General features: G+C 50.6%; 12 protein-coding genes. 4 read left to right on the forward strand and 8 right to left on the reverse strand.

Features of this window, described 5'->3' with window-relative positions; all coding sequences use genetic code 11:
- Positions 1–83: 83 nt before the first annotated feature.
- Genes V7676_RS10755 through xrtV form a run of 3 tightly spaced genes read right to left on the reverse strand, consistent with a single transcriptional unit; the run spans position 84 to position 2,554 of the window.
- Positions 84–938 (reverse strand): hypothetical protein, encoded by an 855-nt coding sequence (locus V7676_RS10755; RefSeq protein ID WP_335659709.1) that lies wholly within the window; start codon positions 936–938, stop codon positions 84–86.
- Between the two features lie 19 nt (positions 939–957).
- Positions 958–1,656, reverse strand: coding sequence for an exosortase-associated protein EpsI, V-type (epsI, locus tag V7676_RS10760; protein ID WP_335659710.1), 699 nt, complete (start codon positions 1,654–1,656; stop codon positions 958–960).
- Between the two features lies 1 nt (position 1,657).
- Positions 1,658–2,554: an exosortase V gene (gene xrtV / locus V7676_RS10765; protein WP_335659711.1), complete on the reverse strand. Its 897-nt coding sequence runs from the start codon at positions 2,552–2,554 to the stop codon at positions 1,658–1,660.
- Between the two features lie 212 nt (positions 2,555–2,766).
- Between xrtV and V7676_RS10770 the strand changes: the two genes are divergently transcribed.
- From V7676_RS10770 to V7676_RS10780, 3 genes are all read left to right on the forward strand, one after another.
- Positions 2,767–3,765 carry a cell wall hydrolase gene (locus tag V7676_RS10770; RefSeq protein ID WP_335659712.1) on the forward strand — a complete coding sequence of 333 codons (999 nt, stop codon included), beginning with the start codon at positions 2,767–2,769 and terminating at the stop codon, positions 3,763–3,765.
- 14 nt (positions 3,766–3,779) lie between these two features.
- A complete protein-coding gene (locus V7676_RS10775; protein WP_335659713.1) occupies positions 3,780–4,655 on the forward strand; it encodes a hypothetical protein in 876 nt (291 codons plus the stop codon).
- Positions 4,656–4,717: 62 nt separating this feature from the next.
- On the forward strand, positions 4,718–5,236 hold the full coding sequence (locus V7676_RS10780) for a retropepsin-like aspartic protease family protein (RefSeq protein ID WP_335659714.1): 519 nt from the start codon (positions 4,718–4,720) through the stop codon (positions 5,234–5,236).
- Here V7676_RS10780 and V7676_RS10785 read toward each other — a convergent pair.
- From V7676_RS10785 to V7676_RS10805, 5 genes are all read right to left on the reverse strand, one after another.
- Positions 5,174–5,797: a PEP-CTERM sorting domain-containing protein gene (locus tag V7676_RS10785; protein WP_335659715.1), complete on the reverse strand. Its 624-nt coding sequence runs from the start codon at positions 5,795–5,797 to the stop codon at positions 5,174–5,176. The two genes, V7676_RS10780 and V7676_RS10785, sit on opposite strands and share 63 nt — an antisense overlap.
- A 303-nt stretch (positions 5,798–6,100) precedes the next feature.
- Positions 6,101–6,631, reverse strand: a complete 531-nt coding sequence (locus V7676_RS10790; protein ID WP_335659716.1) for a CarD family transcriptional regulator — start codon at positions 6,629–6,631, stop codon at positions 6,101–6,103.
- Positions 6,632–6,879: 248 nt separating this feature from the next.
- Positions 6,880–7,218, reverse strand: a complete 339-nt coding sequence (gene fdxA, locus V7676_RS10795; RefSeq protein ID WP_335659717.1) for a ferredoxin FdxA — start codon at positions 7,216–7,218, stop codon at positions 6,880–6,882.
- 101 nt (positions 7,219–7,319) lie between these two features.
- Positions 7,320–7,622: a S4 domain-containing protein gene (locus tag V7676_RS10800; RefSeq protein WP_335659718.1), complete on the reverse strand. Its 303-nt coding sequence runs from the start codon at positions 7,620–7,622 to the stop codon at positions 7,320–7,322.
- A gap of 25 nt (positions 7,623–7,647) precedes the next feature.
- A complete protein-coding gene (locus tag V7676_RS10805) occupies positions 7,648–10,404 on the reverse strand; it encodes a helicase-related protein (protein WP_335659719.1) in 2,757 nt (918 codons plus the stop codon).
- Positions 10,405–10,620: 216 nt separating this feature from the next.
- Between V7676_RS10805 and V7676_RS10810 the strand changes: the two genes are divergently transcribed.
- A complete protein-coding gene (locus V7676_RS10810) occupies positions 10,621–12,195 on the forward strand; it encodes a M23 family metallopeptidase (RefSeq protein WP_442955431.1) in 1,575 nt (524 codons plus the stop codon).
- Positions 12,196–12,229: the final 34 nt, after the last annotated feature.

The following is a 12,229-nucleotide window of genomic DNA, read 5'->3' on the forward strand; positions in this document are numbered from 1 at the left end:
CTCTAAGCAGAAAATGTCTCGCGATGCGACGGCACTTTTGCACCTCTGATAAAACTCTCAACCAGTCGTAGCGACAATCCAGCCTATTTGGCCGCGGTATCCCCTGCTTTCGCTTTACCATCCGCAGGCGGTGCAAATCGGGGCTGATATTTAATATCGCCTTTTGCCTTTGCTTGCTTCAGCCGCTCTTGAAGCGACTTGGCCAATTCCTGATTTCGCATAGCTTGCATGGCCATCGGTGCCATATCTTTACCCTCACTGGAAACCGCCGTTTCACCCGTTATTACCGCTACCGTAACCAAACCTTTTTCTGGAATGACAAACGGTTCTCCATCGGGAAGTGCCCTGATCTGATCAAGCCGTTTTTGGCCTAATTGGGCCGAATCGATCTGCGCAGGTCCGCGTTGGAACTTAATACCAAGATTATTCAGCTTGGATGCAACGGCCTCCATCGAATGGTCGTCTTCGAGCGATTTCAGTTGCTCCATGTCGGCAGGAAAGGGAAATTGGATCCGATCAATAGCAAAAATTTTACGTCCTGCGAACATCGTCGAGTTTTCTGACATATATTTGTCAATAGCCTTTTGATCCGGTACCTTAAAGGTGCGCTCCGCCTTTTTCCCGAGCAGCTGCACCAACAGCGAGTCGTCAAGCTGGCGACTGCGGATCAAATATTCTGGAGTCTTGTCCAAATCTTCCTCGCGCGCAGATTGTGCGAGAAGCCGTCGTTCCAAAATCCGCTGTAACGCCGCTTGTTGGACCACCTTCTTGTCCACTCCTTCAGGAATGTCTACCGTCCCTACCTCGGCATTTATTTCCTGAAGGGTAATTTCGTCTCCATTTACTACGGCCGCTACTTGCCCTTCAGGCTTCTTGTCACAGCCAGTCAAAAGAAGGGCTAAGCACACGCCGCCGTATAGATAAAGTTGATGGAACATTTTGATCTCCTCAATCAGTTCAGCCGACCAGCAGTTTTTGCAGTTGGTGGGGTGATGCTTCAATAAATTCGCGAGTAAATTCTGTCAAAATTGTCATGGCTTCTTGCTGGTCTATCCCCAATACAGAGACGCGCATCATCATGCCATCAGGGATATCTCCGGCAAGATTGGCACGCATCACCGAAATTCGCTGCTCACTCCACGAGCGAGGGAATGCATCGCCAAGACGGGTAAAATAAATGACCTGTTCGGTCCTCCGAGGTGATTTGGCGGTAAAAATATTTGCCGGGATTGATCGTCCGGCAACCGCAATCCCAATTTTGCGTGTCTCGCTGAGTTGAAATCCTCCAACTGGATAGCATATTTCGGGCCGATGGACCTGCAACACGCCATCCTGTTCGTTGTTATATGCAAGCAACAACATAACAGGCGGGGTTCCAGGTTTTTCGTAAACCCGCGTTACCAGATTATCATATAGGCGGTCTCGCAACGCATCAGGCGGCGGCAAGACAACGTCGCCTTGCGACAAAGGTGTCCAATCTCCAAATTTCCTAGGCACGAGCTCGTGAAATATTTTCGCTCCCATGACCGGCATCTCGACCTCGGGTTGCCGAGTATATGCAATAGCTGATGCGCCAGCCAAAATCGCACCGATTATAACGTGACGACGGTTGAAGCCATTCGTTTGATTGATGTGGTTCGGTTCCTTTTTATCCATCTTAATCGGACACCTTGGATTTTATAATATAGCGGTCCCAAACGGGTTTCAAAACTTCATCGGCTGCGAATATGGTCAATAATGCTATCCCAAACATCGCAATTCCGGCAAAATTGTGCAGGAAGCCTTGTGCAGCCGCTTCCCCAGCATGAAAGGTTAGCAAGATTAAAATGAGCACCCGGAAAAAATTCGCGACAAGCGCAACAGGCACAATCAAAAACACCAGTAAAAAGGCATAACGCCAGTCAGCCTGATGGCGCATATAAATGTAAAACAGCGATATTGCTGACAAAGAAATAATTGAGTTTATCCCCGAGCATGCGGCAGCAACAAGTAATTCATATTGGCCGATATAGATTCTGACACCTTCCCCGCCTATCGGGTAATCGAACAACTGAAGAAAGCCGATAGCCGCTTCCGACAACCATATCTTCATTGGCACCGTCGCCAATGCAATAATCGATTCCGGCGGAGGAAAAATGAAGGCGAGATAGAATAGTGGGAACCAAAGTCGCCGGATAGCCTCAAGCCCGATGATACTGTAAAGGACAATCAGCACTGTCGCGTACATCAGATACCCCTCGAGCTCAACGATCTGAGTGATCCGGGCGAATATTTGCAAAGGGATGAAAATTGCAAGCAACAAACATACTAGCGGCGTGGACGAAGTACTGACAAATGGTCGCGCCTCTTTCCACCTACGCAAAAGCAGCCATATTCCAGTCGCTAGAACGATAGGTCCATGGGCACCCTCTTCACCAGTCCAGGATTGCTCGATTACAAATTTCATGGTTGGTGCGCAAAAGGCTACAAGCCCCAGAATTAAGATCACCGATCCCCAAGACCAGCCGTCAGACGTTTTGCCCGGTACATTTTTGCTATCATCATGTACGGCCATAGTGGCCAAATTGCTATTCAAACTAACCTCGCGGATTTCAAGAATTCCTGATAGAACAGGTCAAACATATTGCCAACACTTGATGTGCGACGATGTACCGGCCATGTGTCAATCTGGAACATTTAGCATCCTCTAGTATTTCAATCATCAAAAGGGTGTGAATTAACTTCGCATCTTGTATAAAAAGTGGCTTATTTTGCATTGGAAATAATATGACCTGGAAAGGTCGAAATATTGGGTCGCGTTTGACCATTGTCGCAGGAATGACTCTGAGCGCAGCCGCGGCTGCCGCCTTTTGGTTTTTTGCGCAACCATCAAGCCTCAACACCGCTCGCATCGACCTGCCACCCTCCGACGTTAATGGCGAGAAGTTAGCACCGCCTAAACCCGAATTGCAATTGTACAAACCAATAACATCCGAACAAGCTGCGGAAGAAAATGAACAGTTGCCATTTTCAACCGCGCCAATCGAACGAGCACTCCCCCTGATCTTACCCTCCAGCCAACTGCTACCAATTGGTAGACGAAATGCAATCGATTGCCTGTCCTCCGCTATTTATTACGAAGCAGGCAATGAAATTGATCAGGGAAAACGTGGGGTTGCTCAGGTTATCCTTAACCGGGTTCGCCATCCCGCGTATCCCAGTTCAATCTGCGGAGTTGTGTATCAGGGCTCCGAACGCCGCACCGGCTGCCAGTTTACCTTTACGTGTGACGGGAGCCTCGCCCGTCGACCTGTACGAGATCGTTGGAACAAGGCCAGAATCATCGCGATAGGAGCCATTTCAGGATTTGTGGAGCCAACCGTTGGAATGTCCACACATTATCACGCAAATTATGTTCTGCCATACTGGGCTCCATCGCTCGACAAGACGATTAAAATCGGTTCACATATTTTTTACCGTTGGAAAGGCTCATGGGGCCGCCGACGCGCATTCGTGCAAGCAGTGCAACTGGACGATGGCGAACCGTTTGCGGCCTTAACGGACGAAACTGTTGCAGATCCGGATGATCAAATTGACGAACTCAATCTGCTGATTATTCCACCTTCGCGGATTACAGCGGATGATACAATCGCTGCTATCCCCCGAACACAGCCCCGACCAGACATAGTAAGTCGAATATCACCAGAAATCCTAGCCGATCAAACCCGGTCTACATTGACGGCGGACGAACAAAAGCCCATACTTAAAGCAGACAAACAGTTATAATTTTGGGGACAAGAGTGAGCGGTAAAAGCACTTCGGGCAGGGACACGCTGCCTATACCATATTTGGCCTTGGCTCTTGGATTAGTTGTGTTTATCCTCGCAGCCGTCGGCGGGTGGTCGTACACCGGGCTGATCAACCGGCTAGGTGAATGGCAGTTTGCTACTTTCGGCCTGTATTTCAATCTGGCGTCAATCCTGATTTTTGTGGCGTTGCTAGCTCTCGTTTGGCGGATTGGTCGGACTCTGGTCCGACGTGACCGATCAGATGACGAAATTGAAGATCGCGCAGCGGAAGATCTTCGCAACAACCTGCTCCTGACGACGCTAGCAAAAAAAATAACTGGCTGGTTAGGTTTGGCGATTATTTTTTCAGCATTTGTCACGATGATATATCTGGTGTTGCTCCCCTCGGAAGACCAGAAGACGCGCGAATTAAGCGCTGCTGAAGCAGAGCGCGGGCCCGAAGGACCGGTAGAACTTCGTGGCGTGACCGCCATCGGGCAGACGGCACGCTACCGGCAAGGCTTTCTTTTTTGGCAGCGGACTTATTATTTCATGCCAATCGCTAAGGAAAAGAATCAGAACAAAGCCGCTAAGGTGACTGTTTTTCTTGAAGTGCCAGCGAAGCTTGCCAGATCAAATACGGCAATCTCCGCAAAAGGAATTTTGCGACATGGCACCTTGCCTGACGAGGTGGCGTCGATGTATGCTGGTGCGAATATACCAGTAGCCGAGAGAGCCAGCGTGATTTTCGCCAATGAATCAAGCAGCAATTGGGCCACGCGGGTACTACTTTACGACATGTTGCTGCTCGGTTTTTTGAGTCTTTTATTTAGCTGGTTGCTGAAGAGAAGACAAAAACGGCTAGAGAAAGAAATCGGTAACCATTAACTCTAACCTATTTTTTAGGCCTTGTTTCCATAAGACTAGGCATGCTCGACCGTGGTGCCCTCATGACTGTTTCTATTGTTTCACTGTTTGGAGTGGTGCAAATCGGCGGCAATGTTGTTCCTGACACCCTCAGCGAAACTGATTCGACTTATCTAGCAAGCGATGAGAATATTCGACACGACGCGGCGGCCCCAACAGCCGTTTCAATTGACCGGGCGCAAGATGGTCTTTTTCACGTAACCGCCCTAGTCAACGGAAAGCCTGTAGATATGGCCATAGACACAGGTGCGACGCGAACCATTGTCGCTCCGGCCGATGCCGAGAGGATCGGCCTGTTCCCGCACGCAGGCACTTATAGCAATATGGAAACCCTGAATGGCCGTGTGCGGCTATCACGGATCAAGATAGACAAGCTCACGGTTGGAAATCGGGAAATGAAAGGGCTGGAAATCGTTCTTGGCCCACGAACCTTGAATCAATCCGTAGTCGGGCTTGACGCCATCAGTCGCAGCGGTCCCTTATTGGTTGAAGGCAACCGTGTGACGCTTCTGGCGACGAAGAGCCGCGCTACTAGCGAATAAGCCAAAGAGAAATAACAACCAGACGCTAGGTTCCGGAACTGCAGAGCTTAGGGGAGGTGTGACTGTGCCAGGATTATCAGTCCCGGGTGTAGTCGGTGTCGTATCATTCGGGTCGAGCAGCCCAACCGTAGTAATCGGCGCACCGCCAAGACTTCCAAAACCTGGACCTACACCGCCGCCTGGCCCAGCTTCTCCCAATCCACCGCCGACGCCGTCGCCCAAAAGGCCATTAGCGAAACTAGGCTGTTCGCTCGCCCCCGCGCGCGCGCCTATTATTGCACTATCTTCCGAGTTAGCCCCGTCGATCGAACTGCCGTTAGCAACAGAGGTCAGTGGTCCTCCGGAAGTTTGCGAAGAAATATTACGCCTGCGCGAGCCAACCGTACCGTTTCCTCTGCTAATTAACGTTGGGATGAACCGCGATGGGGTTGGTTCCAAAAGTGAAACTATATTAGTCAAACCCGATTCGCTAATTTCCCGACCCAGCAGTCCGGTGTCATCATCGCCCCCAAATGGCAAAAGCGCGCGCTCTCTGTAAGAAGAACCCGAAGCCAGCAACATCCCAACTGCAAATATCGCTAACCATGTATCTAGTTTGACGGTGATGATAATTCCCCAAATCGTTCAGGTTTTAACGAATAACTTGATGATGGTTATAGCAAAAAGAAATTGAGTCTTAAAGGTAATTAACCATAGGATCACGTTTGTCGGCCAAAGCTATATGTAAACATATCTATCATTGGACCTAAAACCGAAATCAACGACATCAAAGAAGGGCTGACGTGCTTTAACCCACAAAAAAAGGGCCGCCCCATTACTGAGGCAGCCCTTTGTGTATCAGGATCGAAAATCCGATCTTTAGGATCAGTCTTCTTTAACCTCATAATATTGCGGTGCTGCAATATTGAGTATCTCCAGGATTTTCGTTAGCGCTGCTGGTTCGTCGGTTTCTTCCATCGCCGCCAATTCTCGGGCCAGACGACTAGATGCCGCTTCAAAAATCTGACGCTCAGAATAGCTTTGTTCTGGCTGATCATCAGCACGGAACAGATCGCGGGTCACTTCAGCAATCGAGACGAGGTCACCGGAGTTGATTTTCGCTTCATATTCCTGCGCACGACGCGACCACATGGAGCGTTTGACCTTCGGTTTGTCTTTCAATGTCTCAAGCGCCTCTTTCAGCGTCTTGTCAGAAGACAGTTTGCGCATACCCACGCCTTCTGCCTTGTTCATCGGGACACGCAATGTCATGCGTTCTTTTTCGAAGCGCAAAACATAGAGTTCCAGTTGCATGCCTGCAATTTCTTCATTTTGCAGTTCAATAACACGGCCCACACCATGTTTAGGGTAAACGACATAATCGCCTACATCAAAGGACAGCGTATTCGCAGCCATAAATAGCCTTTCTTTCTCGATGGAAAAATAGGGTATTCTCGGTCAAAATTTTCAAAGCACCGAGAAAAATACCCTTTTGTTCATATATATAACGACCGAACACCCCCGCGCTCAGTCGCTAACCAACAACAGTATTAACAGATTCGTCACAAAAAAGCAATTTATGGTTGCAGTGCACAACTTATTAGCCCGCAAACCATTGGTTGCAGAGATAATATAGAGAGGCTTTTGGTCAGATCAAGCGAGGCTTAATCGCCTTGACCGGGTTTCTCAGAGAAATGGGCTTCAAACTTGCCTTCAACACCTTTGAATTCGTCGGCATCTGCCGGCGGCTCACGACTAACCGTGATATTGGGCCAGCTTTCGGAATATTTCGTGTTTATTTCCAGCCATTTTTCCAGACCATCTTCTGTATCTGGTAGAATCGCTTCCGCAGGACATTCCGGTTCGCACACGCCGCAATCGATACATTCACTTGGATTGATGACGAGCATATTGTCGCCTTCATAGAAACAATCAACGGGGCAGACTTCAACGCAGTCCATATATTTGCATTTGATACATGCGTCGGTAACAACATAAGTCATTGGGTCGTCTACTCCATCTTAAGGACTGCCATCGTTGCAGTCGTCAAAGCCCTGCTATTGCGCAAAATTGGGAACGTCAACAGTTGGTTTAGGCTCCTAATTTAAAGACCAGTGCGTAACCTTTGGTAACAAGTTTGCGCATCCGGTAGGTTGCCGCGTCGCAAAGGCAGCGCCGATATTCGAATGACATGCACTTCGCGCCCTTGCGGAATCGTTAAAATATCACCTTGCCGAACCATCATATGTGCACGTTCAACCCGCCTTCCGTTGAGGCGCATATGGCCGCTATTGGCTAATTTCTTTGCCATTGTCCGATTGCCCGCAAAACCCAGATACCAAATCAGCTTGTCAATTCTGAGCGCTAATGGGTCTGAATCCGATGCAGCAATCTTTTTACTCTTCAAAGCAGCATACCGTTTGTTCGTTTCCTTATTTTTTCATGGCTTCTTTCAAAGCGGCCAATTCGGCAAAGGCGCCGCCAGCCGTTGCGAGAACCGGCTCTGCCTTGCGCGGCACCGAGTTGGTCTTGTTGGGTCGCTTGGCATTTGGTTTCTTGTTATAATTTTTGTTAGGCTTTTCTGAACGCGTCTTGCCCATGCCTTTCCAACGCCAGTATATTGAATTTACTTCTGGTGGAGCAGTGACTTCCAAAGCGGATGGTGCTGGCACCGCAGTCTCGGCAGATACGGTAGGCGTATCAGATACCGGTGTAGCCGTCGTAACAACCGCAGCCTCATCGGCTTTAGGGGGTTTAACGGCTTGCGGCTTGTCATCTGTTTTCACAAACCCGGCCATATCAAGCAGCGCTTCATGCACTTCCGTTGATAAACCTAGCGACGTGGCAAGCGCTGGATCAATCCCAAAAACCGGTCCGGCCTGACGGGCCTCGTGCGCCTGTTTGACCAAACGTTCCGCCATATCAACACGGACATATTCATCGCCAATTTTGCGAAAGCCCAGTCGGCTCGCATGGTCTGGAGCAGCAAATTCCCAATCTTTGAGATGCACCGCATTATCGCCGGGGAGCGCGATCATCGACTGTTCGTCCAGAGCGGCGAACAAAGCGTTGCGCCACAGCACGGCACCCGGCTTCATCAATGCATGGTGAAAAATATCAAGAGCTCCGAAAACTAACCCGCCGCGCCTCGCCACACCGCGCATATCATTATCGAGTGCGCGGACCGCTTGATCAATCTGGCGCCGCATGATGATACCACCGGCTTCGACGATTTGGGCAAACAGAGCGCGAACCGAAGCGGGCGTATTTGCATCATTGGCAAGCAAATCAATTTTGACGAGCCCTTCAAGGTGCTTCGCCTTCATCGTTTCAACCCATTGTTTGACTCGTGCTTCTGCCTTTTTGCTATTTTCGGGTGAAATATCCTTCAGCGCACGATCAAATTTAATTTCCGGGTGGAGAAGGTTTTTGCCTTTGGTGAGCACAGCAAGCTTTTCTTCCTGCCAATAAATTACCGGCTGGCCAGCCTGATCGGCAGCCAGTGTCAATTCACTATCAGGAGCTTTTGCTAGCGCGTCAGCTTTGTCAGTCATAATTGGTCCCAAATATCTTTCCGCTGCAGCGAGCAGCATCTTGCGGTCTTCTCTCCGGCTATCCGAAGGCACGACAAATTGGAAGCCCTTCAGCGTCCCAATTTCAAGTCCGTCGACCAATAGCGCTCCATCCGCCTCTAATCCAACATCTTGCGGCAAAGCATCTTTCAATAATCCGCGCATCAACACGCGGGTCCGTTTATCTACAAATCTTTGCGTCAGTTGGTTGTGCATTGCATCACTTAAACGGCGCTCCAGCAAACGGGTGCGTTCAATCATCACGGCTGGCTGCTCTACCCAGCGCGACTTTTGCGCTATATAGCTCCAGCTACGCGCCGCAGATATACGGGCAGCAAGGGTGGATATATCCCCTTGAACATTTTCCAGGCGCGCGATTTCTTGAGCCATTCTGGCATGGGGAATATAGCCATTGCCCTGAGCCAGATAGGGCCAGAGCGACGCCACAAAACGGGCTTGATGATCTGCTCCGACTTTACGGAAATCCGGTATGCAGGCCGCCTCCCAAAGCGAACGCACCTGATCACGGCCTGTTGCAAGCCTATTAATATTGGAATCTTGCGCCAATCGTTTGAGCACCGCCAAATCAACGGCTTCGGGTGCTGCCTGTAGGAGCCTGTCCTTCGGTTTATCCTCCAGCGATTGAATCAGGCTGGTGACACTAGCCAAATCCGGTTCGGCATTGCGCCAATATAGCCATTCCAGTCGCGGAAAACTATGATCCTCCAGCCGCTCGATTTCTTCAGGCTCAAGCTCATCCGAAGAAGCCAACCCAGACAACACCCCAAAGCTGCCATCTTTCTGATGACGTCCGGCCCGGCCAGCAATTTGACCGATTTCTGCAAGTGTCAGGCGGCGACGGCGGCGACCATCAAATTTCTTCAGTGATGCAAAGGCAACATGGGAAACATCCAGATTCAATCCCATACCGATCGCATCGGTCGCGACAAGATAGTCCACCTCACCATCCTGATACATTTTAACCTGTGCATTGCGGGTATGTGGCGACAGCGAACCCATGACAATGGCAGCGCCGCCATGTTGTCGGCGGAGCATTTCGGCTATGGCGTAAACATCTTCCAGCGAGAATGCGACAATCGCTGACCGACGCGGCAATCGTGATAACTTGCGCGGCCCGGCATAGCTCAACGTCGAAAAGCGTGGCCGTGAGATAATTTCGGCATTCGGGATCAACTGCTCGATCAATGGGCGCAAACTGTCGGACCCCAATATCATCGTTTCATCACGCCCGCGTATATTTAGCATCCGGTCTGTAAAAATATGGCCGCGCTCAGGATTTATACCCAGCTGAGCTTCATCAATCGCGACAAAACTGAAATCCCGATCTATCGGCATCGCTTCCGCAGTGCACAAGAACCAGCGTGCATCTCGCGGGATGATCTTTTCCTCGCCGGTGACCAGAGCGACACGATTAGCGCCCTTTAGTGCAACCACCCGATCATAAACCTCCCGCGCCAGCAACCGCAGCGGAAAACCGATCATACCACTGGAATGCGCGCACATACGCTCGACCGCCAAATGGGTTTTACCGGTATTGGTCGGACCGAGAACGGCGATAACGGGAGACTGGGAGAAGTCGGACATTTGTCTGATCACACCGCATCTGCGTCGGGCTGGCAAGTAAATTCCTTGCGAAATTGCCATTTTTTATGATCGGGGGACCGGATATCCGCGATTTTACACGTTTTACCGCACAGCATGGTCTTAGACCCCGATCTTAATTTGACATTAACCCTATTCCTCCACAGAGAAAGAAACAATATTGCGATGGAGTGTCGTCTTTTAAGTAGAAAAAGATAGCATCGCCAAGGGGTGTATTTGTTCAAGAGTATCGACATGCTTTCCGATCAAGGAAACGGGGCCGCAGTAATCGCGAACAGCCCTGCCGCGTCGACCTTTGACATGCCCGATAGCGCCAACAATATGCTAGCCGATTGGCGAGACCGTTTTAATGAAATTGACTGGGTGCCCGACCTCGGCCGAGACATTGGCAGCTTCACCTGGTTTCGCGGCCTCGCGACATTAGCATTGCTATGCGGCACAGCAATTTCCTGCTTACCCGACTTCGGCCCGATCCAAGGGCACCAAGCTGCCGCATTGACCGGATCACGCGCCGATCAGGCGCGATCACAAACCATTGCCCCACTGGCTTTCGGATCAGATACGGGCATTCGTATGGCGGCCACTGATGCCGTCCGTCCACTGGCACAGAGCCCGGAACGGCCGTCTATTGAACTTGTTGCGACCCTAGGTCGCGGCGACAGCCTACGCCGGGTGCTACAACGGGCCGGTGTAGCGAATCAGGAAGCAAGCGACGTAACAGATATAGTCGCCAGCGCGGTAACATTAGGGGATATCAAACCCGGCACCAAAATCGATGTCCTCTTGGGCCGCCGCCCTGCTAAAAATCAACCTAGGCCGCTTGATCAACTGGCTTTCCGGGCGCGGTTTGATTTAAACCTAGAAATTCTGCGTGATGGTGATCGGTTAAAACTCAATCGCAAACCGATATTGGTAGATGATACACCTCTGCGTATCAGAGGTGTGGTGGGTTCTAGCCTTTATCGCTCCGCACGCGCTGCTGGCGCCCCGACCGAAGCGGTACAAAAATATCTGCAGGTCATCGGCCAAAAAATGTCCGTGTCTCGTGACATTCGTTCCACCGACGAATTTGACATCATACTTGGTTATCGCAGAGCAGAAACCGGAGAGATTGAAGTCGGAGACTTGCTTTATGCCGGGATAGAGCGCGACGGAAAATCAAAGACGCAAATGCTGAAATGGACCAGCGGCGGACGCACCAACTGGTTTGAAGCCTCTGGCGTAGGACAATCACGCGGAGATTTGGTACGGCCAACAAATGGTCGCCAGACTTCCAGCTATGGTATGCGTCGCCACCCCATCCTGCGTTATAAACGTATGCATAGCGGCATTGATTTCGGCGGCGGCTATGGCGCCCCGATTTACGCGGTTACCGACGGTACGATTGCCTATGCTGGCCGGAAAGGCGGCTATGGGAATTTTGTCAAAATCCAGCATAGCAGCGGACTCGCCTCTGGTTACGGACATATGAGCCGAATTGCGGTGAGCAGCGGTCGGCGCGTACGCAAAGGGCAAATTATCGGCTATATCGGTTCGACCGGATTATCGACCGGACCGCATCTTCACTATGAATTATATCGCAATGGGCGCACCATAAATCCCAGTTCGGTGAAATTTGTCGAACGGGCAGAACTGGCTGGAAACGAATTGCGGCGATTCAAAGGTGAATTGCAAAGGCTGAAACAAGTTACGCCGGGCGCTGCCTTGGGCGTATTAAAAAGCGCTGCATCAGCACCCAAGCAAGAACGGGAAATCAACCGACTGTCCAAAACGTCGATTAGCTAACCCGCCGCCTTTCGTTCCCGCCAAGACCAATTGC

Source organism: Parasphingorhabdus sp., from assembly GCF_036963805.1.
Classification (GTDB): domain Bacteria; phylum Pseudomonadota; class Alphaproteobacteria; order Sphingomonadales; family Sphingomonadaceae; genus Parasphingorhabdus.

Coding starts and splice junctions, on each gene's coding strand:
- V7676_RS10770 (WP_335659712.1), top strand. CDS start 2,767: ATGACCTGGAAAGGTCGAAATATTGGGTCGCGTTTGACCATTGTCGCA.
- V7676_RS10785 (WP_335659715.1), bottom strand. CDS start 5,797: ATGTTGCTGGCTTCGGGTTCTTCTTACAGAGAGCGCGCGCTTTTGCCA.
- V7676_RS10790 (WP_335659716.1), bottom strand. CDS start 6,631: ATGGCTGCGAATACGCTGTCCTTTGATGTAGGCGATTATGTCGTTTAC.
- V7676_RS10755 (WP_335659709.1), bottom strand. CDS start 938: ATGTTCCATCAACTTTATCTATACGGCGGCGTGTGCTTAGCCCTTCTT.
- epsI (WP_335659710.1), bottom strand. CDS start 1,656: ATGGATAAAAAGGAACCGAACCACATCAATCAAACGAATGGCTTCAAC.
- xrtV (WP_335659711.1), bottom strand. CDS start 2,554: ATGGCCGTACATGATGATAGCAAAAATGTACCGGGCAAAACGTCTGAC.
- V7676_RS10780 (WP_335659714.1), top strand. CDS start 4,718: ATGACTGTTTCTATTGTTTCACTGTTTGGAGTGGTGCAAATCGGCGGC.
- fdxA (WP_335659717.1), bottom strand. CDS start 7,218: ATGACTTATGTTGTTACCGACGCATGTATCAAATGCAAATATATGGAC.